Below are 25,559 nucleotides of genomic sequence, written 5' to 3'. Positions count from 1 at the left end.
GAGCACGACCATGACCTCGACGCCCAGTCCCCGCCCCTTCTCCTCCGCCTCTGCCGATGCGCCCGGGCCCCCGCGCATCGGAGTCGCGGCGCAGATCGACCATACGGGGGTGGCCCTCGACGAGAGCGGCTCGGTCCGCAGCTCCGGTCTGGAGGCGGGCCGCGAGATCCTCGGTCAGGCGGAGAGCCTGGGATACGACGTCGCATATGTCCGCACACGGCACCTCCAGGACGCGCTGTCCTCGCCGCTGGTGTTCCTCGCCGCACTGGGGCAGCACCTCGAGCGCATCGAGCTGGGCACCGCGGTGATCCCCCTGCGCTTCGAGAACGCCGGACGGCTGGCCGAGGACCTCGCGACAGCGGACCTGCTCCTGTCAGGACGCCTCCGGCCCGGGGTGGCCCCCGGGTACTCGGCCAAGGACGCGATCTACGCGGAGACTTTCGGGGCGGTCCAGGGCGAGGTGTCCGCGCACAGCGAGAGGGTGCTGCACGAGCTGTGCCGTCTGCTGGACGGAGAGATCGTGGCCCGGGCGGATGTCCACATCGAGGGCGTGGAGCAGGGTGCGCCGCTGCGGGTGCAGCCGCAGTCACCGGGTCTGCGATCCCGCCTCGCCTACGGCGCGGCCAGCAGCGAGCGCGCGGCGCTCGCGGGCTCGCTGGGGCTTGGGCTGCAGCTGGCGACCATGGCGCCCGACGACGGCTCGTGCCGCTCCTTCGAGGTGCTCCAGCTCGAGGTGCTCGAGGCGTACCGCGAGGCGTCGCGCGCCGCGGGCCATGGCGACGGGCATGTGATAGTGAGCCGACAGGCGATCCCGGTGCGCACCGAGAGCGACCTGGAGCGGTACGTCTCACTGATCCCGCGGGAGCGCTCCGCCTCTCCGGGCACGACCGGTGAGTTCCGTGCCCAGGAGATCGGCGGACGCGGAGCGGTGTTCGGCCAGGCGGTGATCGACGACCCCGGGGCGGTCGCTCGCTCTCTGCTCGCCGATCCCGTGGTCCGGGCGGCCGATGAGCTGGTGCTGGTGCTCCCGTTCGGCGCCGGCGTCGAGGAGCAGTGCTCGGTCCTCGAGGCGTTCGCCGCGGACGTGGTCCCGCATCTGGCCGTCGCCCTGTGAGCGCAGTGGGGACGACTCCGGGCCTCGACGGATCGGGCGTCGGCGCACCGGGGGCGAGCGCGCAGGTCAGCGAGTCGGGCGTCGGCGCACCCTGGGCGTGGCCGACGCTGCGGGAGGCGCAGCGCACCATCCTGCTCGACGTCCTCGTCCACGGCAGCCGCTCCCGGGCTGATCTGGGTCGGCGCTCCGGACTGTCCCGGGCGAGCCTGAGCCGGCTCACCCGGGAGCTCACCGAGCTGGGCCTCGTGCGCGAGCGAGCTGCCGTGCCCGATGGCGGGCGCGGAAGGCCGTCCGACATGCTGGAGATCGACGAGGACGGCGCCCGTTTCCTGGGGTTCAAGCTGACCGGGGACGCGCTCTACACCGCGGTGACGGATCTGTCGGCGCGCGTCCTGCACACCGAGGGCGAGGAGCTGCCCAGCAGAGAGGTGCCGGACGTCGTCGCGCTGATGGCGACGACGACCCGACGCCTTCAGGCCCGCTTCGAGCGGCTCCCCGCGATCGGGGTGTGCCTCGCGGGCGACGTGCGTCGGGTCCCCGGTGACGGTGCGGTGGTCTCCGGGTCGGCCTTCCTGGGGTGGGACGACACTCCGCTGCAGGCTCTGCTGGAGGAGGCCACCGGGCTTCCGGTGACCGTGAGCAATGATGTGCAGGCCCTGACGGCGGCCCACCACTGGTTCGGCGCAGGCAACGGCGCGAGCTCGCTCGCGGTCATCGGCATGGGTGCCGGCATCGGCTGCGGACTGGTGCTGGGCGACGTGCGGATCGACGGCGCGAACGGGCATCCCGGCAAGGTCGGGCATCTCCCCATGGGCCTGGACGAGACCCTCTGCGACGCTGGGCATCCCGGCTGCGTCTCCTCCTATGTGACTGTCCCGGCCATCCTCCGGAACTCCGGTGCGCCGGACTTCAGGGCCGCGATGGATGCCGCCGCCGCACGCGATGAGCGTGCGCTCTCGGCTCTGCGCCGTGCCAGCATCGCGCTCGGCGCCGTGATCGCCGCGCTGGCGAACCTCATCGACCCCGAGCGCGTCGTCGTCACCGGGGAGGCGCTGGACGTCGCCCGCTGGCAGCCCGAGCTGGTCGAGGAGGCGGTCCGTGCACGACTGGACCCGGCCTCCGTCGTCCCCCGGATCGTCTGCGCGGACTTCGAGTTCACCGACTACGCATGGGGTGCTGCGGTGACAGCGGTGCACAGCCTCATCTGACCGCCGCCTCATCCGGCCGCCCCCTCTCCTGGCCGGCCCGCTGTCTGATCGGCCCGTCGGGAAGGCGTCCTGGGGCCCTCCCCGACGCCCGACGATCCCGTCGGCTTGACACTTTGTTTCATACTGCTACAAACTGCGTCCCGGAACGGCCGCGCGGTCCCAGTCCACCCTCCGCGCACGGCACCGAAGGAGTTGCACCATGAAGCGCAGGACGCTGCTCGCTGCCCTCGCGGGAGCGCCGATCGCGTCGGCATCATTGGCCGCTTGCGGCACCGGAACCGGGGAGGGACCCGTGACCCTCGAGTTCTGGGGCTGGGGGGCCACGCAGAAGCCCCTGGTGGAGGCGTGGAACGCCGCGCACCCGGAGATCCAGGTCGTCCACACCGATGCCGGCGGCGGCGACGATTCGGCCGCCAAGCTCATCACGACCACGCGTGCCGGCAACTCGCCCGATCTCGCCCTGGTCGAGTACCCCACCCTCCCCTCGCTCATCGTCGCCGGTGTGGCCGCCGACATCAGCGACCACGTGGCAGGGGTGGAGGCCGAGTACGGCCAGGGGATCTGGAACCAGGCGACGTTCGGCGGGCAGACCTACGGGATCCCGCAGGACGCCGGACCGCAGTGCTTCACCTACAACCGCGCCCGCCTCGACGAGCTCGGCATCGACCTGCCCAGCACCTGGACGGAGTTCGCCGACGCGGCCGAGCAGGTGAAGGACGCCGATCCGACCACCCGCCTGGCGACCTTCGCCCCTGCCGAGTTCGGAGCCTTCGCCGGCCTCGCCCAGCAGTCCGGAGCGACCTGGTGGGACGGCTCAGGGATCTCCTGGGACGTCGACATCGCCGGTGCCGAGTCCGTCGCCGTGGCGGAGTTCTGGGGCGACCTGGTCGACCGCGATCTGGTGACCGCGGAGCCCATCCTCACCCCCGAATGGAACTCGAAGCTCATCAAGGGCCAGGTGCTCTCCTTCCCCGCAGGCATGTGGGCACCCGGTGTGATCGCGGGAGTGGCCGCCGACATGGCGGGCGACTGGGCGATCGCACCGCTCCCGCAGTGGACTCCCGGAGATGCCGATGTCGCCTTCCAGGGCGGTTCCGCCGTGGTCGTCACGACCGACTGCGAGCATCCGGCCGAGGCCGCAGCCTTCGCGACCTGGATCGGCACCGCCGAGGAGGCCTGTCGGATCCAGATCCGGGAGGGGAACTATCCGGCCGCCACCGTCGGACAGGAGATCGCCCTCGAGGGCGACCCTCCGGACTTCATGACCGACCAGGAGGACTACTGGGAGATCGCGGCGCAGATCGCGGCGAGCACCCTTCCCGAGAGCACATGGGGCCCCAACGTCAACGTCGCCTCCACGGCCTTCGAGGATGCGATGTCCGCAGCGGTGACCGCTGGAGCTCCGCTGACCGATGCGCTGGAGACGGTGCAGGAAGCCGTCGTCGCCGATATGCAGGACGACGGATACGAGGTGACCGGACGATGAGCACACTGCCGACAGCCGCACGGTCACGACGCGCGACCTCCGGACGCGCCAGCTCCCGTCGCTGGCTCGCACCGCACCTCTTCCTGCTCCCCGCCGGACTGCTCTTCCTGGCCTTCCTGGCGATCCCGATCGTCTACGCGCTGTATCTGAGCGTGCGCGGGATGCGCATCGAGGACGTCGGCCCCTTCGGCCTCCAGACGGAGACCTGGGTGGGCCTGACCAACTACCTCCAGGCGATCACCGACGCCGAGTTCCTCGCGGGCTTCGGGCGTCTGCTCGTCTACGGCGTCATCGCCGTCCCCCTGACTCTGGGCGGCGCGCTCCTGTTCGCGCTGCTGCTCGACCTCCCCCGGGTGCGGGCGGCGCAGTTCTCCCGCACCGCCATCTTCATCCCCTACGCGGTGCCCGGTGTCATCGCCTCCCTGCTCTGGGGCTTCCTCTGTCTCCCCTCGACGAGTCCTCTGAACTGGATCCTCGAGCAGCTGGGGCTCGACGGGGTCTCCGTCCTGACTGGGGGAACGCTCTATCCGGCCATCGCGAACATCGCGATCTGGTCGGGAATCGGGTTCAACATGATCATCATCTACACCTCGCTGCGAGGCATCCCGGACGAGATCTACGAGGCCGCTCGACTCGACGGAGCCGGGGAGCGGACGATCGCCTGGCGCATCAAGATCCCCCTGGTGGCCCCTGCGCTCGTGCTGACGGGGCTGTTCTCCCTGATCGGGACCCTCCAGCTCTACGGCGAGCCCACCACGCTCCGGCCCATGACCACCGAGATCTCGCAGACCTGGGTCCCCCTCATGAAGATCTACCGCGACGCCTTCGCGCGGGACGACATCTGGCTCGCCTCCGCCTCGTCGGTGCTGCTGGCCGTCGGCACCCTGATCCTGTCCGTCATCCTGCTGCGCGCCACCCAGCGCAGCGCCTTCGGAGGAGATGACCGCGCATGACCGCCCTCAGCCCGACCACGACACAGCCCTCGCGTCCTCTGCCGTCGCCCGGTGCCCCCGCCTCGGACGGACAGCGCCGACCCGCACGCCGTCCGCTCGTCGCGAGCGGGATCCTGCTGCTCGGCGCCATCTACTGCCTGGTCCCGGTCGCCTGGGTCGTCATCGCCTCCACGAAGTCCAACAGCGAGCTGTTCAGCACCTTCACCTTCGCGCCCGGCACAGCGCTCCTGGACAACCTGCGCGACCTGTTCGCCTACAACGACGGCCAGTTCCTGATGTGGGTCCTCAACAGCGTCATCTACGCCGGACTGGGGTCGGTCGTCGCCACGCTGGTCTCGACGATGGCGGGATATGCGCTGGCCATGTTCCAGTTCCCCGGACAGCGGATCTGGATGGTCGCGATCCTCGCCGGCGTCCTCCTTCCCGGGATCATCCTCGCCGTCCCCCAGTACCTGCTGCTCGCGAAGATCGGTCTCGCGGGCTCCTACTGGTCGGTCCTGCTGCCGTCGCTGATCAACCCCTTCGGCATCTTCCTCGCGCGGGTCTTCGCCGCGAGCGCCATCCCCACCCAGCTGCTCGAGGCGGCGCGCCTCGACGGCGCGGGAGAGGCCCGGATCTTCGGATCCATGGTGCTGCCGATGATGGTGCCCGGCATGGTGACCATCTTCCTGCTGCAGTTCGTCGGCACCTGGAACAACTTCCTGCTGCCGTTCATCATGCTCTCCGACGAGAGCCGTTACCCGCTGACCGTGGGCCTGTACACGCTGCTCTCCAAGGGCTCGGGCACTCCCTCGCTCTACAGCCTCGCGATCGTCGGCGCCGCGGTGTCCGTGATCCCGCTGATCATCATGATGCTGGTGCTCCAGCGCTACTGGCGGCTCGATCTCGTCAGCGGCGGTCTCAAGGGGTGATCCCCGAGGTATGACGGCATGATCACAGAGACGACCGACCAGTCCTTCCACCGGATCCCAGGAGCCACGATGACCTCCCAGCCCTTCGCCCCGACGCAGCTGCTCTTCGGCGGCGACTACAACCCCGAGCAGTGGCCCCGGGAGATCTGGGCCGAGGACATGGAGCTGATGCGCCGTGCGCGCATCAACACCGTCACCCTCGGAGTCTTCTCCTGGTCGAAGCTCGAGCCCTCCGAGGGGACCTACGACTTCGCCTGGCTCGACGAGGCCATCGAGATGCTGACAGAGGCCGGCGTCGGATTCCTCCTGTCCACCCCGACGGCATCCCCGCCGCCATGGTTCACCCTCGCTCACCCCGATGCCATGCCGGTGCGACCCGACGGAGCCGTCCTCTCCCATGGCTCCCGCGACACCTATGCGATCTCCGCCCCGTCGTACCGCGAGGCATCGCGCCGCATCGCCCGTGCTCTCGCGGAGCATTTCGGGGACCATCCCGGGCTGCGGGGCTGGCACGTGCACAACGAGTACGGGACCCTCGACCACGGCCCTCATGCCGCAGCCGCCTTCCGCACCTGGCTGCGAGCCCGCTACCACGACATCGAGGCACTCAACGATGCCTGGACGACCGCCTTCTGGTCCCAGCGCTACAGCGACTTCGAGCAGATCCTCCCTCCGCGGGACACCCAGTACCTGCACAACCCCGCCCAGGCCGTCGACTTCCGCCGCTTCAGCTCCGACGAGATGCTCGCTGCGATGCGAGAGCAGCGAGAGGAGATCCGCGCCTCCGGGTCCACCGCCCCCGTCACCACGAACTTCATGCTCCCCACCTGGAACCACCTGGAGCAGTGGTCCTGGGCCGAGGAGCTCGACGTCGTGTCCATCGACCACTACCTCGACACTCCCGGTCCCGACGGCGAGACGCATGTCGCCTACGGCTCCGATCTCACCCGCTCCTGGGCTGGCGGGCCCTGGGTGCTGATGGAGCAGAACGCCCGCGGCATCATCACCGCCGATCGGACCTTCGCGAAGACCGCTGATCGGATGATCCGCAACGCACTGGGATACATCGCCCGCGGCTCGCAGTCGGCGCTGTTCTTCCAGTGGCGGGCCTCCGCCGGCGGCGCGGAGCAGTGGCACGGCGCCCTGGTCCCCCATGCCGGCGGCGACGACGAGCAGTTCGAGAGCGTCGTCGAGCTCGGACGCATCCTCGAGGACATCTCCGAGGTGACCGCTCCCCCGGCCGACGGAGTGCTGAACCCTGCGGAGATCGGCATCCTGTGGCATGCGGACTCGTGGTGGACCATGGAGACCCCGACCATGCCGCATGACGGTCTCACCTACCGCGAGGAGGTGCGGGCCGCTCACCGCGCCTTCTGGCGTGCGGGCTACGCCACGGACTTCGTCCGCCCGCTGGCCGACGTCTCCCGGTATCCGCTGCTGGTGGTGCCCGCGCTCATCGTCGTCACCGAGGAGACGGCCTCCTGGCTGCGCGAGTACGTCGAGGCGGGCGGGCGGCTCGTGGTCACCTACCTGTCCGGTCTCGTCGACGAGCATCAGCGCGTCGGCCTCGGCGGATACCCGGCAGCGCTGCGTGATCTGCTGGGCATCCGCGTGACCCAGCACCTCCCCCTCGCCGACGACGAGGCCGTCGCCCTCTCCGACGGCTCGATCGCCGTCCAGTGGATCGAGCGGGTCCGCGTCGACGACGCCGAGGTCATCGCCACCTATGCGGACGGTGCGGTGGCGGGACTGCCCGCGATCACCGGTGCCGCCCGTGGGTCGGGCCGGGCGATCTACCTCTCGGCACGACTGGACCAGGCCTCCAAGGACGCGTTCCTCGATGCCGAGGCCAGGGCCGCCGGAGTCTCTCCCGTCCTCGCCGGGGCGGCGGAGCTCGGTGTCGAGGCGGTGCGTCGGCGCAGTGCTTCGGCCGACCATCTCTTCCTGCTCCACCACGGCGCGGACGACGTCACCGTGCAGGGGGACGGGCTCGATCTGGTCTCCGGGCAGCGCACGGATGGGGGGATCGTCCTCGCCGCCGGCGCAGTCGCCGTCGTCCGCGTCCAGCCGGGCGATCGCCTGGAGCTCCGCACCCCCTGATCCGCTCGTCGGCGCATGACCGCCGCCCCTGTCCGTCGGCGCGCGGCGGCCTTCCGCTCACAGCAGAGGCCGGCGCGCGCCCGCCAGGACATCGGTACGCTCCCGACATGGAAGGATATCCGGAGCACCCGGAGCACCTGGAACCGCTGCTGCGCGAGCTGATCGGCGCCGAGCTGCGGGCGGCGCGGCAGGGACAGCGGCGGACCCTCGCTCAGGTCGCCGCCCAGGCCGGAGTCAGCATGCAGCACCTGTCCGACGTGGAGCGCGGGCGCAAGGATCCCTCCTCGGAGCTGCTGGCCGCGATCGCCGGTGCGCTCGGCACGACAGTCCCGCGGCTGCTCGCGCGTATCGCCTCTGCGACGATGCTCGAGCTGACCTCGACGTCGGAGACGGCACCAGCACCGGCGAGGCTGCGTGAGCTGAGCGGCGGCCGTCGGACGTCGGCCTCCGTGCAGGCCGGGCTCACGCTGCTGTCGGCCGCCTGATCAGCACCTCGTCGGCGAGCCCGTAGGCCACCGCCTCCTGAGCATCGAGCACCCGCTCCCTCTCCAGGTCCCGACGGACCTCGTCGAGGGATCGCCCGGTGCGCTCGGCGATCAGCGTCTCGAGCGCCCGGCGGATCCGCTGGACCTCCTCGGTCGCGAGGATCAGGTCCGGCACCGCGCCGCGGCCCTCCGCCTCGAGCGGGTGCAGGACGATGCGCGTGTGCGGGAGGACGGAGCGGAGCCCCGGGGAGCCGGCTGCGAGGAGCACGACCGGAGCGGCGACGGCCTGTCCCACGCAGGTCACCGAGACGGTCGAGCGCACATACGCGAGGGTGTCGTAGATGGCGAGCACGGACTGCGCGTCACCGCCGCTGGAGTTGAGGTACAGGTGGATCGGAGCGTCCGGGGCCTCGTTCTCCAGATGCAGGATCTGGGCGATCACGGTGTTCGCGACGCCGTCGTCCACGGGGGTGCCGAGGTAGACGATCCGGTCCGAGAGCAGCCGCGAGTAGACGTCCGAGCTGCGCTCCATGCCCGTGCGGGTGCGCTCGATCACGCTGGGGATGGTGTAGGTGCTCATCGCAGCCCGCCCGTCGATCCGCTCGTCGGTCCGCCCGTCGGCGATCCGAGAGGCCCCTGCGGAGGGACGGCCCCTTGACCGACGTACCCGATCGACGTCGCGACGCTCCCCGACGGAGGCTGCGGGAGGATCTCCTCGAGCGAGGTCACGATCCCGTCGCAGAAGCCGTAGTCGACCGCCGACTGCGCATCCCACATGCGGTCCCGCTCGGAGTCCCGGGCGATCGTCTCCACGCTCTGCCCTGTGCGCTGCGCCGTGATGCGGATCAGCAGATCACGGTTCCGACGAAGGTCCTCGGCCTGCAGCTCGATGTCTGGGGCGCTGCCCCCGAAGCCGGCCGATCCCTGATGCATGAGCACACGCCCGTGGGGCAGGATCAGGCGCTTGCCCGGCGTGCCGTGGGTGAGCAGGAACTGTCCGGCGCTGTAGGCCATCCCCAGAGCCACGGTGCGCACATCGCAGGGGATCAGATCCATCAGATCGCTGATCGCGAGCATCGCGGGCACCAGCCCTCCCGGTGAGCTGATCAGGAGGGTGATGTCCGTGCGGGGATCCTCCGCGGCGAGGAGGATCAGCTGGGACCAGAGGCGAGCGCCGTTGTCCTGATCGAGCTCCCGATCCAGCAGCAGGGTCCGATGGTGCAGCAGGTGGGCGGCGGTGTTGTCGACGACGGGATGGGCGGGTTCAGCAGACATGCATCCAGCATCATCGGCCCGGCCGTCCCCCGGGCCGTCCTCCGCCCTGCGCTGATCAGCGCAGGGCGGAGGACGCGGGATCAGGCGCCGATCAGGCGAGACGCGAGATACGACTCGACCTGGTCGAGGGCCACCCGCTCCTGCGCCATCGTGTCGCGCTCCCGGATGGTCACGGACTGATCGTCCTGCGTCTCGAAGTCGACGGTGATGCAGAACGGGGTGCCGATCTCGTCCTGGCGGCGGTAGCGGCGGCCGATCGCCTGGGAGACGTCCATGTCGACGTTCCAGTGCTTCCGCAGCCGGGCGGCGAGCGACTCGGCCCGCGGAACGAGGTCCTCGCTCTTGGACAGCGGGAGCACCGCCGCCTTGACCGGGGCCAGCCGCGGATCGAGCTTGAGGACCGTGCGCACGTCGACGCCGCCCTTGGTGTTGGGAGCCTCGTCCTCGGTGTAGGCGTCCACGAGGAAGGCCATCATCGACCGGGTCAGGCCGAAGCTCGGCTCGATGACGTACGGCGTGTAGCGCTCGTTGGCGGCCTGGTCGAAGTACTGGAGCTTCGTGCCGGAGGCATCGGTGTGGCTGCCCAGATCGAAGTCCGTCCGGTTGGCGATGCCCATGAGCTCTCCCCACTCCGAGCCCTGGAAGCCGAAGCGGTACTCCAGGTCGATGGTGCCGGCGCTGTAGTGGGCGCGCTCATCCTCCGGGACGTCGAAGCGTCGCAGGTTCGCCGGGTCGATGCCCAGGTCGACGAACCAGTTCCAGCAGTCCTCGACCCAGGTCCTGAAGTGCTCGTCCGCCTCCGACGGCGGGGTGAAGAACTCGATCTCCATCTGCTCGAACTCGCGGGTCCGGAAGATGAAGTTGCCGGGCGTGATCTCGTTGCGGAAGGCCTTGCCGACCTGGCCGATGCCGAACGGGGGCTTCATCCGCGCCGCCGTGACCACGTTGTTGAAGTTCACGAAGATGCCCTGCGCGGTCTCCGGACGCAGGTAGTGGAGCCCCGCCTCGTTGTCGACGGCTCCCAGGAAGGTCTTCATCAGGCCCGAGAACTGCTGCGGCTCGGTGAACTCGCCCCGGGTGCCGCAATGGGGGCAGACGATCTCCGCCAGGCCGCCCTCGGGAGCGCGCCCCTTCTTCTCCGTGAAGGCCTCGATGAGGTGGTCCTCGCGGTAGCGGTTGTGGCACTGACGGCACTCGACCAGCGGATCGGTGAACGTCGCGACATGACCGGAGGCCTCCCACACGCGCTTGGGGAGGATGATCGAGGAGTCCAGGCCCACCATGTCCGCGCGCGACTGCACGAAGGTGCGCCACCACTGCTTCTTGATGTTCTCCTTGATCTCCACGCCGAGCGGCCCGTAGTCCCATGCCGATCGGGTTCCGCCATAGATCTCACCGGCAGGGAACACGAAGCCGCGCTTCTTGGCGAGGGCGATGACGTTGTCCAGCGTGCTGGCGGGGGCCTTGGCCACGGGGATTCTCCTGGTGACGGGTCGAACGGAACTGCACCAGCATACCGACGCCGATCCTGTGACGGTCCCCACGAACAGCGCCGCCCGACGCTCGCCCGCTTGCGGCGGAGGACCACACTGGTGAGAATGATTGTCATGTCGCTCCCGCACTCCCCCACCCGACGGACCCTGCTCACCCTGATCGGCCTCGGAGCCGGCACCGGGCTGCTGGCCGCCTGCTCCGGCTCCGGGGGCTCCGGGGCGGACGGCGTCTCCATCGTGACCACCTGCTATCCCATGAGCTTCCTGGCCTCCCGCATCGGCGGCGAGCGCGTCGCCGTGACCGACTACTCCACGCCCGGAGCCGACGCCCATGGCCTCGAGCTCTCCGTCAAGCAGGTCCTCGAGGTCCAGGAGGCGGACCTGGTCCTCCAGATCCCGGGGCTGCAGACCGCCGTCGACGACGCGATCTCCTCCCACGGAACCGACAATGTGCTCGATGTCTCCGCGGTGATCACGATGCTCGCCTCCTCCGGCGAGGACGAGCACGACCATGATCACGAGGACACCGCCGAGGAGGCCGACGCCGAGCAGAGCGATGGCGGCGGCGAGGGCTCGGAGGACGTTCACGACCACGGCATCTCCGGCACCGATCCGCATGTCTGGCATGATCCGGACCGGATGGCGCAGATCGGCGATGCGATCGCCGACCGGCTCGCCGAGATCGATCCCGACGGAGCCGAGGACTTCGCCGCCGCCGCTGCGGAGCTCCGCTCGGACCTCGAGGCGCTGAGCGCCGAGCTCGAGGAGTCCTTCGGCGCAGTCGATGGCAGCCGCACCTTCGTCACCAGCCACACGGCCTTCGCCTATCTCGCCGACCGCTTCGACCTCGAGCAGGTCGGCATCACGGGCGTCGACCCGGAGACCGAGCCCTCTCCCCAGCGGCTGCTCCAGCTCGAGGCGATCATCGAAGAGGAAGGGGTGACGACGATCTTCTTCGAGACCACCGCCTCGCCGAAGGTCGCCCAGACCCTCGCCGACACCGTCGGCGTCGCCTCGGAGGAGCTCGACAACCTCGAGACCCAGCTCGACGAATCCGCGGACTACCTCCAGGTCATGAGGGAGAACGCGCAGAAGCTCGTGGAGAGCTGGTCGTGAGCGGCGCCGACCGTCCGACGCCGCTGATCGTCGTCGAGGACGCGCACGTCCATCTCGGAGGCTCCGAGATCCTCCACGGGGTCGACCTCACGGTGCGCCCCGGGGAGCTGGTCGCGCTCATGGGCGCCAACGGCTCGGGCAAGTCGACCCTGCTCCGCGCCGTGCTGGGCATCCTGCCGCTGTCCTCGGGCACCGCGCTGCTGTTCTCCTCGCCCTCGAGGCGTCTGACGGCGCACGACCGTCTGGGCTTCGTCCCCCAGGACAACCCCGCCCCCGGATCGATCCCCACCACCGCACGCGAGACCGTCGCGACGGGGCTGCTGGGATCCCGCTCGTGGATCCTGCGCAGGAGGGACCCGCGGATCCTGCGGGCCCTCGAGGCGGTGGGCATGGCCGATCTCGCCGACCGTCCCATCACCCGCATGTCCGGCGGGCAGCGCCGACGGGTGATGATCGCCCGCGCGCTCGTGCGCGAGCCCGAGCTGCTGGTGCTCGACGAGCCCTTCGCCGGGATCGATCTGATCACGCAGGAGCTCATCGCCGACCTCTTCCGGGAGCTCAGCGCCCGGGGGACGACCATCCTCGTGGTACTCCACGAGACCGGCGCGCTGGCCGGCGACATCACCCGCGCCGTGGTCCTCGACCACGGGAGGGTCGTGCACGACGGTCCGCCCGCGCAGCGACCGCACCTGGACCCCGGCCATGACCACCTCGGCCCCGTCGACGAGATCGACGAGTGCCTCGGACAGGAGATCCACCCCGCATGATCTCTCCCCTGGACCTCCTCACCTCGGACGTTCTCCGATACCCGCTGATCATCGCGGTGCTGATCGGACTGACCGCCCCCGTCGTCGGCACCTTCCTGGTGCAGAAGCGGCTGTCTCTGCTGGGCGACGGCCTCGGGCACGTGGCCCTCACGGGAGTGGCGATCGGCTGGCTCGTCGGCGCCTGGATCAGCGCCTCACCGGCAGACCTGCTCGCGATCCCCGGCGCCCTCGCCGCCTCGGTGATCGGTGCGCTGGCCATCGAGTACGTGCGGGAGATCGGGCACACCAGCCGCGATGTCGCCCTGGCCATCCTGTTCTACGGCGGCATCGCCGGCGGCGTCGTCATCATCAAGCTGGCCGGCGGCACCTCCCAGAACCTCATGGGGTACCTCTTCGGCTCGCTGTCCACGGTGACCCGCTCAGACCTCGCGATCACCGTCGTGCTCGCCGTGGTGGTGCTCGGCATCGGCCTCGGCCTCGGCGGCCTCCTGTCGGCCGTCACCGGCGACGAGGAGTTCGCCCTCGCCTCCGGCCTGCCGGTGCGGGCGGCCAACGTGCTCGTCGCGATCATCGCCGCCCTGACGGTGACGCTGTCGATGCGCATCGTCGGCGCGCTGATGGTCTCGGCGCTGATGATCGTGCCCGTCGCGGCGGCCCAGCAGATGGTCGTCGGCTTCGCCCGGACGATGCGCACGGCCATGGCGATCGCCGTGGTGTGCGCCATCTCCGGGCTCGTCATCACGGTGTACGTGGACCTTCCGCCGGGAGGCGTGATCGTCCTGCTGACCATCGCGGCGTACGTGCTCGGGATGGTCGTCAGGGCTGTCCGCACCCGAGGAGCTCTCGCGACGGATGCTCCCGGGACCGCAGAGGCGTCCGGGACTGCGGGCGCGAGGACCGGCACGGGGTCGGCTGCGCAGAGGTGAGCGCGCATCGGCGCGCCTGGAGGGAGGAGATGTCGATCATGGCGGGCAGGAGCGGGTCAGGGGACAATCGGCCTATGCAACGGAACACACGGCAGCGTTCGGCGATCCTCGAGGCTCTCGCGCAGCAGGACGACTTCCGCAGCGCCCAGCAGATCCATGAGCAGCTGCGGGCGGTGGGCGAGACCGTGGGCCTGGCCACCGTGTACCGGAACCTCCAGGCGCTGGCCAAGGACGACCGCCTGGACGTGCTGGTGACCGATGAGGGCGAGTCCCTCTACCGGCAGTGCGAGGCCAGCGGCCACCATCACCACCTCGTCTGCCGCGAATGCGGGCACACCGTCGAGTTCCTGGCTCCCGAGCTGGAGGCGGCGATGACCGCGATCGCCGGGCAGCACGGCTTCACCGACCTCGACCACACCCTCGAGGTCTTCGGTCTGTGCACGGAGCATGCCGCACGATGATCGACTGGATCCAGTCCCTCCCTCTCGTCCCCGCGACGATCTTCTTCTACGGCGTGATCATCATGCGCGCAGGCGGCACCTACTCCGTCGGCCGCGGATTCCGCCGGCTGGCGACGGGCCCGGAGGCCCTCGCGGCCCAGGGCGGGCAGGTCGACGGAGGCGATGCGCCCACGGGGATGCGCAGCCGGATCGCCGCATTCCTGTCCTCGGATCGGGTCGTCCGGGCGACCGACACGGTCAACCGCTGGGGTGCGCCGGTGGTCGCCGTGAGCTTCCTGACCGTCGGCTTCCAGACCGCGGTCAACGCCGCCGCCGGCATGAACGCGATGCCGCTGCGCCGATATCTTCCGGCCCTGGCCGTCGGCGGGTTCGCCTGGGCGGTGATCCACGCGACGGTCGGCCTCGCCGTCGCTCTGGCCTGGATCAGGCTGTTCCTGTTCGAGCCCTGGGTCGCGGCCGCGGTGACCGTGCTGGCCGTCCTGGCGATCGTCCTGCTGGTGCGACGGCGCAGAGCAGGACGACGGCGCGCCGAGGAGAGCAGGGAGCAGACGGAGGGCGAGCCCACGACCGCCTGAGCTCGTGCCCGCGGTGCGCTCGTCGGCCGCGCGCCGTCGCCTCCGCGCCGTCGGCCGGCCCCTGTGCCAGGAGTCGGTGCCAGGACCCGGTGTCAGGACTCCGCGGTCGGCGCGTCGACGGCTCCGCCGTAGCGGCGGTCACGGCGGGCATACTCCGTGATCGCTCTCCACAGGACCACCCGATCGACATCGGGCCACAGCTCCGGCACGAACACGAGCTCGGCATAGGCCGCCTGCCAGAGCAGGAAGTTGGACGTGCGCTGCTCACCGCTGGTGCGCAGGAACAGGTCCACATCCGGCATGTCCGGATCGGTGAGGTGCCTGGCGAAGCTGGCCTCGGTGATGCCGCGGCCCCGGATGCGCCCCGCGCGCGCCAGCTCGGCGATCTCGCGCACCGCGTCGACGATCTCGGCGCGCCCCCCATGGTTGACGCACATGTACAGGGTCATGCGGGTGTTGCTCCGGGTGAGCTCCTCCGCCTCCTTCAGCTCCTTGATGACGGAGCCCCACAGGCGCTGCTCGCGCCCGATCCATCGGATCCGGACGCCCCAGGAGTGCAGGGTGTCGCGCTGTCGGCGCAGCACGGAGCGGGAGAAGCCCATCAGGAAGCGCACCTCCTCCGGTGAGCGCTTCCAGTTCTCGGTGGAGAAGGCATAGGCCGACAGATGCGTCACGCCGATCTGGAGCGCCCCGGCCACCACATCCAGCAGGGCGGCCTCACCGGCCTCGTGGCCGGCAGTGCGCGGAAGGCCCCGCTGGTTGGCCCAGCGTCCGTTGCCGTCCATGACGACGGCCACGTGACCGGGCACCAGCTCGGCCGGCAGCGAGGGGGGCCGCTGTCCGCTGGGGTGGTCGTAGGGCTCGAGATGGCCGTGGGCGGGAGCGCCGGGCATGGGGTCCTCCGGGATCGGGCGCGCGCGGCGCGGCGGTGGGGCGGTCAGCGCTCGACGTAGCTCAGCGAGCGCACTGAGCGCTCGAGATGCCAGGTCACGGTGTCCGCGACGATTCGACCCGCCTCGTGCACCACGGTGTCGTCGGCGGTCACCACATTGTCCCAGTCCCCGGCGAGCAGGAAGATCATGTGCTCGATCGCGCTCTGCCGCACGGCGATCGCGCCCGGCCGACGGCAGGGCGTGCACACCAGCCCCCCGGCGCGGATGTCGAGGGCGTGGTGAGGGCCGGGCGCGCCGCAGGAGGCGCAGACGCGCAGCTCGGGCGCCCAGCCCGAGAGGGCGAGGGTGCGCAGGAGGTAGGAGTCGAGCACGAGCGCGGGGCTGATCCTTCCGGCGGCCATCGTGCGCAGCGCCCCGACGAGCATCAGGAACCCCCGCTGCGAGGGGTCCACGACCTCGTCGGTGAGCCGGTCCGCCGTCTCGAGCATCGCGCTGGCGGCGGTGAAGCGGGAGTAGTCGGCGCTGATCGGCGCGGCGAACGCCTCGATCGTCATCACCTGGGTGACGGTGTGCAGGGAGCGGCCCGCGTGGAGCTGCGCGTCGACGAGGGTGAAGGGCTCCAGTCGCGCACCGAAGCGGCTGCCGGTGCGACGGACGCCCTTGGCGACGGCCCGCACCTTGCCGTGCCGGCGGGTGAGCAGCGTGATGATGCGGTCCGCCTCGCCGAGCGGATGGGTGCGCAGGACGATCGCGTCGTCCCGATAGAGCTTCTGCTGCATGGTGCTCCGAGTCTACGGCCGACGGCCGACGGCGAAGACCCGGCGGAAGGGAAGCACCACGCCGCGTCCGTCATCGGGATACGCCTCCCGCAGGAGCTGCTTGTACTCCGCGATGAAGCGCTCCCGCAGCGGGCCCTCGAGCCTCTGCAGGAGCGGACGGGCACCGGTCCCGCTGATCCACTCGAAGACGGGATCGGGTCCATGCAGGACGTGCAGGTAGGTGGTCTCCCAGGCGTCGGCCGCGCAGCCGAGGTCCTGCAGCGCGCGCAGATAGTCGAGCGCGTCATGGGCATCGGGATGGGCGACGCCCGCGGCCGCGCTCGCATAGGGCTCCCGGGAGGAGAGCTCGCGCAGAAGCGCATGGCTGGGCTCGGCGAAGTTGCCGGGCACCTGCAGCGCGATCGTGCCGCCCGGTGCGAGCATCCCCACCAGGCGCTCGAGCAGCGCGAGATGCTCGGGCACCCACTGCAGGCTCGCATGGGCGATCAGCAGGTCGACGGGGTCCGGCGCCTCCCATGTGCGCAGGTCCGCGAGCTGCGCCTCGATGCCCGGCAGCTCGGCGGCGGCCTCGACCATCTCGGGACTGGCGTCGACGGCGATGACCCGGGCCGAGGGCCAGCGGCGGGCGAGCCGCACCGTGAGCGTCCCAGGTCCGGCCCCGAGGTCCACGATCATCCGGGGCTCCTCCGGCATGTGCGGCTCGACCCGGGCGAGCAGATCGTCGAACGGACGGGAGCGCTCGTCGCCGAAGCGAAGGTACTGCTGGGGGTCCCAGCTGTGCGTGCTCATGGATGCAGGCTCCTCGCCGTCGACGGACCGGTTCGTCTCGAGATCAAGATATCTCGTCGGCGGACCGGGACACACTGGAGCCATGCGCCTGTTCGTCGCTCTGCGTCCCTCGCCCGAGGCGGCCGATCATCTCGCCCTCGCCCTCGCCCCGATCCGTGCGGGCTCGGGCCTGACCCTGCGCTGGACGGACCCCGAGCAGTGGCACATCACCCTCGCCTTCTCACCGAGCGTTCCCGAGGGCTCTCTCGAGGACGTCGTCGCCGACCTCGAGCATCTCGCACCGCTCCACGAGGGCCCGTCCCTCCATCTGAGCGGGGCCGGAGCCTTCAGCAGCCGGACCCTGTGGATGGGCGTGGGTGGCGACACCGCGCCGCTGGGCGCGCTGATGCGCGAGGATCTGCTGGACCAGGGCCGTCCCGGACCTCGAGCCGGGGCAGCGAGGGAGCAGGAGCGCCGAAGGGCGCATCTGACGGTCGCTCGGGTCTCCGCCAGGGCGCCACGGCCGCCCCGCCGCCGGCGCGGGGAGGAGCAGCTCCCCGATCCGGCCCAGCTCATGCTCGCCGAGGCGGTCGGCGCTCTGAGCGTGTACCGCGGTCCCGCATGGCGGGCGCGCTCTCTCGAGCTGGTCTCCTCGCGACCGGGTGCGGGACGGTCCGGAGGTCCGCTGCACGACGTGCTCGCCGAGATCCCGCTCGGAGCATGATCGCCCTCACCGCCCCGCACCTCGACGGGCGCCGCGTTCAGCGGTCGAGGCGGTCGATGCGCACGGCCGGGCGCTCCCGGCGCGCGGCCTCCTGGAGGGCGCTGCGGAAGGCGCGGATCGCCGGATGGGCGGATCGGCCGGATCGCGCGGCGGTGTAGATCCCGCGACGGGGGTCCCCGGGCAGGCGGAGCAGGCGGGTGCCGCCAAGGTGCTGCCCGGCGATGAGCTCGGGGATCAGCGCGGCGGCGTGGCCGGACCGCACGAGATGCCCCTGCAGCAGCGGGTCCGCGGTCTCGAACCGCACGCGCGGTTCGAAGCCCGCGGCACGCAGGGTCGACAGCGCCCAGGAGCCTGTGGGCGTGTCCGCGGGGTCGAGGGCCCAGTCGGCTTCGGCCAGGTCCGCCAGCCGCGCGGGCGAGGAGTGCTCGCCGACGAGCGGAACCGCGAGCAGCAGCGGGTCCGAGATCAGGTCCTCGTGGTCCGCGCCCTCACGCAGGGGCTCGGCGATGCCGGGATAGTCCTCGCCGAGGATCACGTCGGCCTCCCGAGCGAGGAGCGTCTCGAAGGCCGGGCCCACTTCTCTCTGGGCGAGATCGACGCGCAGCTGAGGATGGGAGGCGGCGAGCAGGGTGAGGGCCTCGGGCATGATCGTCGCGAGCACCGAGGAGAAGGAGGCCACGCGCAGCGTCCCATGGGTGGGACCGTGCGAGAGGGCGAGGTCGGACTCGGCGGCCTCGAGCTCCTCCAGGACGCGCTCCGTGTGCTCGACGAGCACGAGCGCGGCATCGGTCAGGTGCAGCCGACGGCCTGCCTTCTCCACCAGCCGTGTGCCCGTCTCGTGCTCGAGACGCGCGAGCTGCTGGGAGACGGCCGACGCCGAGTAGCGGTTCACGGCTGCGACCTCGGACACGGTCCCCAGCCGGTGGAGCTCGCGCAGGAGGTGCAGGCGATGGACGCTGAGCATCGGGATGCTCCTTCCTCGGATGCCGTACGACGGGACGGTGTGCAGGTCAGGAGGCTGATCGGACCGGCTCCGCGGCGGTCGTGCGCACCTAGGGACGATCGGATCCGCCGATCGTCCGTCAGCCTAGCGATCATGAAGCTCAGCTTCACGGAATCTTGTGCCAACCCTCGATGGACCGGAAGGTCCTGGGCGTCGCAGAGTAGAGGCGTGACCGCTTCCCGCTTCTCCCCCGCCTCCTCCGCCTCCCCTGCCGGGCCCGTGATGCTGATCCTGGGGTCGTGCATCTCGCTGCAGTTCGGTGCGGCACTCGCGGTCGGCCTCTTCCCCGAGCTCGGGTCGTGGGGCACGACAGCGCTGCGCCTCGGCCTGGCCGCCGTGGTGCTGATGCTGGTCGTCCGCCCCGATGTCCGCCGGCTGGACCGCGAGCAGTGGATCGCGATCCTGGCCTTCGGCATCGTCATCGGCGCCATGAACGGCAGCTTCTACGCCGCGATCGACCGGATCCCGATCGGCACCGCCGTCGCCCTGGAGTTCCTCGGTCCGCTGACGGTCTCCGCCGTGCTGTCGGTGCGGCGCTCCGACCTGCTGTGGGTGCTGCTGGCGCTTCTGGGGGTGAGCCTGTTCGGGCTGGAGTCCTTCCTCGGCGCGTCCGACCTGGACCTCCTCGGCGTCGGATTCGCCCTCGTCGCGGCGCTCTTCTGGGGGCTCTACATCCTCGCGAGCGCTCGCGTGGGACGCCTCGTGCCGGGACAGGACGGGCTCGCGCTCGGCATGGCGGTCGGTGCTCTGACCGCCCTCCCGCTCGGGGCCCGGGGTGCGCTGGTCGGACTCGCCGACCCGCGGCTGCTCGCTCTCGCGCTGGCCACGGCGGTCCTCGCCTCGGTCCTCCCCTACACGCTCGAGATGGCCGCCCTGCGACGCCTCCCGCGCAACGTCTTCGGGATCCTGCTGAGCCTCGAGCCGGTGATCGCCCTGCTCGCGGGCGTCCTGCTGCTCTCCCAAGGGGTGTCCCCCGCTCGCGTGGCCGCGGCGCTGCTGGTCGTCGCGGCGAGCGTCGGCGTGACCCTCACCGCCCGCTCCGCCGGGCCCGACGTGCCGCAGCCGATCGATGAGGAGCCCGGGTGGGAGATCCCCGCTCCCTCGCACGCCGCGCTCACCGGCGAGATGCCCGTCGTCACCGAGATGATGCTCGCCGCGGACGACGCGCTCCCGACCGCTCGGGACGATGCATCCGACGTGAGCGAGCAGTCCGCCGGGGGCGAGCGGTCCGCCGGGACCGCTCAGTACTCGGAGACTCCCGCGAGCCGGTAGACGGATACGTGGCCGCGCGAGTCCGCCGTGAAGGGTGCGCGCCGCCAGTCGGCCCAGCGCGACTCGAGACGCATGCCCGCCAGTCGCGCCATGAGGTCCAGCTCCGCCGGCCACACATAGCGGTGGGGCGTGCGGGCGATCCTCGCCCCGCGATCCCCGTCGACGGCCTCGTCGAAGCGCACTTGGTGCGAGATCACCTGCTGCTCGAGCGGGTCATAGGTGTCGACCAGCAGATATCCGGGCTCGCTGACCTCCACCGTCGCGCCGCGCCCCGGCGCGAGCGACCGCAGCTGCGGCACCCAGAGCTCGACGACGAAGCATCCGCCGGGGCCAGCTGCCGTGCGGCGCTGCGGAAGCACTCCACCTGGGCATCCTGCGTGAGGAGGTTCGAGATCCCGTTGAAGACCAGGTAGACGAGACGGAAGCCTCGCCCGGCGACCGCGGAGCGCATGTCCCCTCGGACGACGGGGATCTCGTCGGGCCCGACCTTCTCCCGCAGCCTCGCGATCATCGACGGGGACAGCTCGATGCCGTGGACCTCGACGCCCGTCTCCCGCAGCGGGATCGCGACCCGACCGGTGCCCACGGCCAGCTCGAGCGCGGGCCCATCGCCGGCCAGCTCGGCGAGCACCTCCACCGTCGGCCCCAGGACCTCCGGCGCGAACATGCCCGTCCCCGGGGTGTCGTACTCCCGGGCGGCGCGCTCGTCCCACAGCTTCTGCTGATCGACCATGACCGCCGTCCTGCGCCTCGGCAGCCGATCGCGCCACCGCAATACCGACTGCGCGTCCGAGGCATCCGGGACGGCGACGCCGTCGGCCGGGTCTCCCCCGGCCGACGGCACCTGGATCGCCCGGACGCCTCGAGGCGTCGGCTCAGGCTCAGACCCGCGCGCGGAACTCCCGGTTCAGCGCGGAGATGATCGCCTCGAGGGACGCTCGGATGATCGAGCCGTCGATGCCGACGCCCCAGAAGATCCTGTCGCCGATCTCGCACTCGATGTACGCCGCAGCCAGGGAGTCGTCGCCCTCGGTCAGCGCATGCTCGGCGTAGTCGAGGATCCGGACCGGGATCTGGTTCTCCCCGAGGGCCTTCACGAAGCCGTCGAGCGGCCCGTTGCCGATGCCCGTCACCTCGCGCTCGGTGCCGTCGACGACGAGTGCGACCGTGATCCTGTCGTCGCCCTCGCCCGTGGACTCCTGATGCAGCCCGTTGAAGCTGAATCGTCCCCAGCGCCGCTCGGCGTCCGGCGCGGGCAGGTACTCGTCGACGAACGCGTCCCACAGCTGCTCGGGCGAGACCTCGCCGCCCTCGGAGTCGGTGCGGTGCTGGACGATGCCCGAGAACTCGATCTGCAGACGTCGCGGCAGATCCAGCCCGTGCTCGGTGCGCAGCAGATAGGCCATCCCGCCCTTGCCGGACTGCGAGTTCACCCGGATCACGGCCTCGTAGGACCGACCCAGGTCCTTGGGGTCCACGGGCAGGTACGGGACGCGCCATTCGGCATCGTCGACATCGACGCCCGCGGCCGACGCATCGGTCTCCATGCGCTCGAGGCCCTTCTTGATGGCGTCCTGATGGGAGCCGGAGAAGGCGGTGAACACGAGATCCCCGCCGTAGGGGCTGCGCTCCGGGACCGGCATCTGGTTGCAGTGCTCCACGGTGCGGCGGATCTCGTCGAGGTCGCTGAAGTCGATCTGCGGATCGATGCCCTGTCCGAACAGGTTCAGCCCCAGCGTCACGAGATCGACGTTCCCGGTGCGCTCGCCGTTGCCGAACAGACATCCCTCGATGCGGTCCGCTCCGGCCATGTATCCGAGCTCGGCGGCGGCGACGCCGGTGCCGCGGTCGTTGTGCGGATGCAGCGAGAGCACGAGCGAGTCCCGACGGTCCAGGTGCCGATGCATCCACTCGATGGAGTCGGCGTAGACGTTGGGCGTGGCCATCTCGACCGTCGCGGGCAGGTTGATGATCATCTTCGCCTCGGGCGTGGGCTTCACGACGTCGATGACGGCGTTGCACACCCGCAGCGCGAACTCGAGCTCGGTGCCCGTGTACGACTCCGGCGAGTACTCGTAGGTGATCGCGGTGTCCGGGATCGTCTCCTCGTACTTCCTGCAGAGCAGGGCGCCCTGCACGGCGATGTCCAGCACGGCGTCCTCGTCGGCGCGGAAGACGACGTCCCGCTGCACGATCGAGGTGGAGTTGTACAGGTGGACCACCGCACGGCGCGCACCGGCGATGGCCTCGTAGGTGCGTTCGATCAGATGCTCGCGCGATTGGGTGAGGACCTGGATCGTGACGTCCTCGGGGATGCGGTCCTCCTCGATGAGGGTGCGCACGAAGTCGAAGTCGGTCTTCGAGGCCGAGGGGAAGCCGACCTCGATCTCCTTGTACCCCATGCCGACCAGCAGCTCGAACATCCGCAGCTTGCGCTCGGAGTTCATGGGATCGATGAGGGCCTGGTTGCCGTCCCGCAGGTCCACGGCGCACCAGCGCGGCGCCCGGGTGATGCGACGGGTCGGCCAGGTGCGGTCGGGAAGATCCACGGCGATCTGCTCGTGGAACGGGCGGTAGCGGTGGATCGGCATGCCGGAGGGCTGCTGCGGGGCATCGCCGAGGGGGCCGACGACAGGGATCGAGGGGTCGGCGACCGCCGGGATCGAGGCGGTCTGCGCCGCGGGGCGCACGATGGTGGAGTCGTTCATCTGGGGTCCTTCGCGAGGGATGAGCCGGATGCCGGGCAGTGCGTCAGCCGCGGCGGGTTCCCGGCGATCAGGTCCCGTCGCGGCGGATAAGCAGGAGGTTCGATCCACTCACGCCCGCAACGGTAGCACCGTCGCACGCCCCGTCCCGCCGCCGACGCGATCCGAGACGGAGGATCCTGCTCAGAATCCGAGGCGCCCGAGCTGCTTGGGATCGCGCTGCCAGTCCTTGGCGACCTTGATCCGGAGGTCGAGGTGGACCTTGCGGCCGAGCAGCGAGTTGATCTCGGAGCGGGCCCGGGAGCCGACCTCCTTCAGACGCGATCCGCCGCGGCCGATGATGATGCCCTTCTGGCTGTCTCGCTCGACGAACAGGCTCGCCCGCACCACCAGGCGTCCCTCGCCGGGAGCGACCTCCTTGAAGGGATCGCCCTCCGGATCCGTCTCGACGACCTCCTCGACCACGACGGCGATCGAATGGGGCAGCTCATCGCGGACGCCCTCGAGCGCCGCCTCGCGGATCAGCTCGGCGATCCGGTCGTCGCGGGACTCCTCGGTCAGCTGGTCGTCGGGATACAGCTGCGGCCCCTCGGGGAGCTGGGAGGCGATCACGTCGGTGAGCACGTCGATCTGGTGGCCCTGCACCGCGGAGATCGGGACGATCTCGTCGACGTCCAGCAGGTCCTGCACGCTCAGCAGGTGCTCGGCGAGGGCGTCACGGGAGACCAGGTCGGTCTTGGTGACGATCGCGACCACCCGGGGGCCGCGGCGGCCGCTGCGCATCTCGGCGAGGTCCTCGGCGATGAAGCGGTCGCCCGGGCCGATCCTCTGGTCGGCGGGCAGGCAGAAGCCGACGACGTCCACCTCGCCGAGGGTCTCGCGCACCAGGTCGTTCAGCCTCTCCCCCAGCAGGGTGCGGGGCCGGTGCACTCCGGGGGTGTCCACGAGGATGATCTGCGCATCGGGCCGGGTGACGATGCCGCGGATCGCCCGCCGCGTGGTCTGCGGCTTCGAGGAGGTGATGGCGACCTTCTCGCCCACCAGGGCGTTGGTCAGCGTGGACTTGCCGACGTTGGGGCGGCCCACCAGGGCCACGAACCCGGCGCGGTGCGATGCGGCGGCGTCGTCGGCGGATCCTGCGGCGGATCCTGCGCGGCTGCTCTCGGGTGCGGGGTCAGTCATCGTCGTCCTCCAGGGCGGGCTCGTCGGGGTCGTCGTCGGTGCGGAGCGACCGCGACACGATCAGGGTGGACAGGCGACGGCGCCTGCCCGAGGTCTTCTCGGCCTCCAGATGGAGGCCGTGGATGTCTCCGCGGGATCCGATGACCGGCACGCGGCCGATGGCCTTGCCGAGCAGTCCGCCGACGCTGTCGACGTCGGGGTCCTCGATGGTCAGGCCGAACAGCTCGCCCACCTCGGACAGCCCCTCCCGCGCGGGCACCCTGTAGCGCCCCTCGCCGAGGTCGACGATCCCGGGCTCGGAGGGATCGTGCTCGTCGGCGATGTCCCCCACGATCTCCTCGACGACGTCCTCGATCGTCACGATGCCGGAGACGCCGCCGTACTCGTCGACCACCACGGCGATGTGCACCCGGGAGGCCTGCATCTGGCGCAGGACCTCGTCCGCCGGCACGAACTCCGGGACGAAGCGGGCCGGGCGCATGATGCGCTCGACCTCGAGGTCCGGTCGCGGATCCCACGGGGAGTGGACCTCGCGGATGACGTCCTTGACGTACAGCATCCCGCACAGGTCGTCGAGGCTCTCCCCGACCACGGGCATGCGGGAGAAGCCCGAGCGGACGAACAGGCGCAGCGCCTGACTCGCCGTGGATCCGACGGGGAGGGAGACCATGTCGGTGCGCGGCACCATCAGCTCACGCACCATGGTGCCGCTGAGCTCGACGACACCGTGGATCATCGAGCGCTCGTCTGCCTCGAGATGCTCGTTCTCGAGAGCCCGGTCGATCTCCTGGCGGGCGAGCTCCGCGGCCTCGTAGGGCCCGGCGCCGGAGCCGGGGGTGAGCGCCGCACCGCCGCGCACCGCCGCGGCCGCGAAGGGGCCCAGCAGCGAGCGGGCGACGGCCGTGTCGCGGCGCAGCGAGACCACCGTGCTCTCTGCGCCGCGCCGTGCGACCAGCCGGGCGGCGATCGTGCGGGCGAGAAAGACCAGCAGCGCTCCCAGGACGATCCCGATCACCGCGGCGAGCACGGACGACCTCATCGGTGCTGATCCGTCCTGCAGGACGCCGAGGGCGGTCGCGGCGGCGCCCGAGACGCACACCGCGGCGAGCGAGGCTCCCAGCACCGTCCCGAGCTCGAGCGCGGCGAGGGTTCGCTGGGCGTCCTCGTGCTGCGCGAGGATCGTGCGGCGCTCCGTCCGAGGCCGGTCCTCGAGCGCCCGCTCGAGGGCGTGCCGGGAGGCGGCGCGGTGAGCGGCATCGGCCATCGAGAGGCGGAGCACCGCGGTCAGGCCGACGACGGCGAGCGCGAGGAGCAGGAGCGGGGCGAGAGGCATCACGGCAGGCTGCAGGGTGCGATGGGGACG

The 25,559-nt window shown here is 70.8% G+C and carries 24 protein-coding genes and 1 pseudogene; 14 read left to right on the top strand and 11 right to left on the bottom strand.

Annotated features, from left to right (window positions below; genetic code table 11):
• The first annotated feature begins 10 nt into the window (after positions 1-10).
• The 7 genes from ACZ5AJ_RS05995 to ACZ5AJ_RS05965 all read left to right on the top strand — a co-directional run bounded on the left by ACZ5AJ_RS05995 (position 11) and on the right by ACZ5AJ_RS05965 (position 8,257).
• Complete coding sequence (locus ACZ5AJ_RS05995; RefSeq protein WP_464137981.1) at positions 11-1,114, top strand: LLM class flavin-dependent oxidoreductase; 1,104 nt, start codon at positions 11-13, stop codon at positions 1,112-1,114.
• Complete coding sequence (locus tag ACZ5AJ_RS05990; RefSeq protein ID WP_464137979.1) at positions 1,111-2,322, top strand: ROK family transcriptional regulator; 1,212 nt, start codon at positions 1,111-1,113, stop codon at positions 2,320-2,322. The genes ACZ5AJ_RS05995 and ACZ5AJ_RS05990 overlap by 4 nt, the downstream gene beginning before the upstream one ends.
• 199 nt (positions 2,323-2,521) lie before the next feature.
• Positions 2,522-3,808, top strand: coding sequence for an ABC transporter substrate-binding protein (locus ACZ5AJ_RS05985; RefSeq protein ID WP_464137977.1), 1,287 nt, complete (start codon positions 2,522-2,524; stop codon positions 3,806-3,808).
• On the top strand, positions 3,805-4,761 hold the full coding sequence (locus ACZ5AJ_RS05980; RefSeq protein ID WP_464137976.1) for a carbohydrate ABC transporter permease: 957 nt from the start codon (positions 3,805-3,807) through the stop codon (positions 4,759-4,761). Before ACZ5AJ_RS05985 ends, ACZ5AJ_RS05980 begins: the two co-directional genes overlap by 4 nt.
• Entirely contained in the window at positions 4,758-5,672 is a 915-nt protein-coding gene (locus tag ACZ5AJ_RS05975; RefSeq protein ID WP_464137974.1) for a carbohydrate ABC transporter permease, read from the top strand. Before ACZ5AJ_RS05980 ends, ACZ5AJ_RS05975 begins: the two co-directional genes overlap by 4 nt.
• Positions 5,673-5,741: 69 nt before the next feature.
• Positions 5,742-7,772, top strand: a complete 2,031-nt coding sequence (locus ACZ5AJ_RS05970; RefSeq protein WP_464137972.1) for a beta-galactosidase — start codon at positions 5,742-5,744, stop codon at positions 7,770-7,772.
• Positions 7,773-7,879: 107 nt separating this feature from the next.
• Complete coding sequence (locus tag ACZ5AJ_RS05965) at positions 7,880-8,257, top strand: helix-turn-helix domain-containing protein (protein ID WP_464137971.1); 378 nt, start codon at positions 7,880-7,882, stop codon at positions 8,255-8,257.
• Here the strand turns inward: ACZ5AJ_RS05965 and ACZ5AJ_RS05960 are convergent.
• From ACZ5AJ_RS05960 to ACZ5AJ_RS05950, 3 genes are all read right to left on the bottom strand, one after another.
• Positions 8,235-8,837 carry a ClpP family protease gene (locus tag ACZ5AJ_RS05960; RefSeq protein ID WP_464137970.1) on the bottom strand — a complete coding sequence of 201 codons (603 nt, stop codon included), beginning with the start codon at positions 8,835-8,837 and terminating at the stop codon, positions 8,235-8,237. The genes ACZ5AJ_RS05965 and ACZ5AJ_RS05960 overlap by 23 nt on opposite strands.
• Entirely contained in the window at positions 8,834-9,532 is a 699-nt protein-coding gene (locus ACZ5AJ_RS05955) for a ClpP family protease (protein ID WP_464137967.1), read from the bottom strand. The genes ACZ5AJ_RS05960 and ACZ5AJ_RS05955 overlap by 4 nt, the downstream gene beginning before the upstream one ends.
• 80 nt (positions 9,533-9,612) lie before the next feature.
• A complete protein-coding gene (locus ACZ5AJ_RS05950) occupies positions 9,613-11,004 on the bottom strand; it encodes a glycine--tRNA ligase (RefSeq protein ID WP_464137966.1) in 1,392 nt (463 codons plus the stop codon).
• Positions 11,005-11,139: 135 nt separating this feature from the next.
• Between ACZ5AJ_RS05950 and ACZ5AJ_RS05945 the strand changes: the two genes are divergently transcribed.
• The 5 genes from ACZ5AJ_RS05945 to ACZ5AJ_RS05925 all read left to right on the top strand — a co-directional run bounded on the left by ACZ5AJ_RS05945 (position 11,140) and on the right by ACZ5AJ_RS05925 (position 14,870).
• The gene (locus ACZ5AJ_RS05945; protein ID WP_464137963.1) at positions 11,140-12,141 is read left to right on the top strand and encodes a metal ABC transporter substrate-binding protein; all 1,002 of its coding nucleotides are present in this window, start codon (positions 11,140-11,142) and stop codon (positions 12,139-12,141) included.
• Positions 12,138-12,908 carry a metal ABC transporter ATP-binding protein gene (locus tag ACZ5AJ_RS05940; protein WP_464137961.1) on the top strand — a complete coding sequence of 257 codons (771 nt, stop codon included), beginning with the start codon at positions 12,138-12,140 and terminating at the stop codon, positions 12,906-12,908. Before ACZ5AJ_RS05945 ends, ACZ5AJ_RS05940 begins: the two co-directional genes overlap by 4 nt.
• Entirely contained in the window at positions 12,905-13,834 is a 930-nt protein-coding gene (locus ACZ5AJ_RS05935) for a metal ABC transporter permease (RefSeq protein WP_464137959.1), read from the top strand. The genes ACZ5AJ_RS05940 and ACZ5AJ_RS05935 overlap by 4 nt, the downstream gene beginning before the upstream one ends.
• A 74-nt stretch (positions 13,835-13,908) precedes the next feature.
• The gene (locus tag ACZ5AJ_RS05930; protein WP_464137957.1) at positions 13,909-14,295 is read left to right on the top strand and encodes a Fur family transcriptional regulator; all 387 of its coding nucleotides are present in this window, start codon (positions 13,909-13,911) and stop codon (positions 14,293-14,295) included.
• A complete protein-coding gene (locus tag ACZ5AJ_RS05925) occupies positions 14,292-14,870 on the top strand; it encodes a DedA family protein (RefSeq protein ID WP_464137955.1) in 579 nt (192 codons plus the stop codon). Before ACZ5AJ_RS05930 ends, ACZ5AJ_RS05925 begins: the two co-directional genes overlap by 4 nt.
• Before the next feature lie 92 nt (positions 14,871-14,962).
• Here the strand turns inward: ACZ5AJ_RS05925 and ACZ5AJ_RS05920 are convergent, their stop codons facing one another.
• From ACZ5AJ_RS05920 to ACZ5AJ_RS05910, 3 genes are read right to left on the bottom strand one after another with little or no spacing between them, the layout of a single operon-like run.
• Entirely contained in the window at positions 14,963-15,763 is an 801-nt protein-coding gene (locus ACZ5AJ_RS05920) for an isoprenyl transferase (RefSeq protein WP_464137953.1), read from the bottom strand.
• Positions 15,764-15,807: 44 nt separating this feature from the next.
• A complete protein-coding gene (gene recO / locus ACZ5AJ_RS05915; RefSeq protein ID WP_464137951.1) occupies positions 15,808-16,542 on the bottom strand; it encodes a DNA repair protein RecO in 735 nt (244 codons plus the stop codon).
• A gap of 12 nt (positions 16,543-16,554) precedes the next feature.
• Positions 16,555-17,331 (bottom strand): methyltransferase domain-containing protein, encoded by a 777-nt coding sequence (locus tag ACZ5AJ_RS05910; RefSeq protein ID WP_464137950.1) that lies wholly within the window; start codon positions 17,329-17,331, stop codon positions 16,555-16,557.
• Between the two features lie 82 nt (positions 17,332-17,413).
• Here ACZ5AJ_RS05910 and thpR point away from each other — a divergent pair, with 82 nt between their 5' ends.
• Complete coding sequence (thpR, locus tag ACZ5AJ_RS05905; RefSeq protein ID WP_464137948.1) at positions 17,414-18,034, top strand: RNA 2',3'-cyclic phosphodiesterase; 621 nt, start codon at positions 17,414-17,416, stop codon at positions 18,032-18,034.
• 37 nt (positions 18,035-18,071) lie between these two features.
• Here the strand turns inward: thpR and ACZ5AJ_RS05900 are convergent, their stop codons facing one another.
• On the bottom strand, positions 18,072-18,998 hold the full coding sequence (locus tag ACZ5AJ_RS05900; protein WP_464137946.1) for a LysR substrate-binding domain-containing protein: 927 nt from the start codon (positions 18,996-18,998) through the stop codon (positions 18,072-18,074).
• Positions 18,999-19,205: 207 nt separating this feature from the next.
• On the opposite strand from ACZ5AJ_RS05900, the gene ACZ5AJ_RS05895 reads away from it, so the two are divergent.
• Positions 19,206-20,309 (top strand): EamA family transporter, encoded by a 1,104-nt coding sequence (locus ACZ5AJ_RS05895; protein ID WP_464137944.1) that lies wholly within the window; start codon positions 19,206-19,208, stop codon positions 20,307-20,309.
• On the opposite strand, the pseudogene ACZ5AJ_RS05890 reads toward ACZ5AJ_RS05895, so the two are convergent.
• The 4 genes and pseudogenes from ACZ5AJ_RS05890 to ACZ5AJ_RS05875 form a co-directional block, all read right to left on the bottom strand.
• Positions 20,279-21,042 (bottom strand): annotated as a pseudogene (locus ACZ5AJ_RS05890) (class I SAM-dependent DNA methyltransferase). The gene ACZ5AJ_RS05895 and the pseudogene ACZ5AJ_RS05890 overlap by 31 nt on opposite strands.
• A 148-nt stretch (positions 21,043-21,190) precedes the next feature.
• Positions 21,191-22,900, bottom strand: coding sequence for a 2-isopropylmalate synthase (gene leuA, locus ACZ5AJ_RS05885; RefSeq protein ID WP_464138702.1), 1,710 nt, complete (start codon positions 22,898-22,900; stop codon positions 21,191-21,193).
• 297 nt (positions 22,901-23,197) lie between these two features.
• Positions 23,198-24,196 carry a GTPase Era gene (era, locus tag ACZ5AJ_RS05880; protein WP_464137942.1) on the bottom strand — a complete coding sequence of 333 codons (999 nt, stop codon included), beginning with the start codon at positions 24,194-24,196 and terminating at the stop codon, positions 23,198-23,200.
• Positions 24,189-25,529 carry a hemolysin family protein gene (locus ACZ5AJ_RS05875; protein WP_464137940.1) on the bottom strand — a complete coding sequence of 447 codons (1,341 nt, stop codon included), beginning with the start codon at positions 25,527-25,529 and terminating at the stop codon, positions 24,189-24,191. Before ACZ5AJ_RS05875 ends, era begins: the two co-directional genes overlap by 8 nt.
• Positions 25,530-25,559: the final 30 nt, after the last annotated feature.

This window comes from Brachybacterium zhongshanense, from assembly GCF_055385755.1.
The sequence above is the reverse complement of the archived record's forward strand: the minus strand, read 5'-3'. Positions and strand labels throughout refer to the sequence as shown.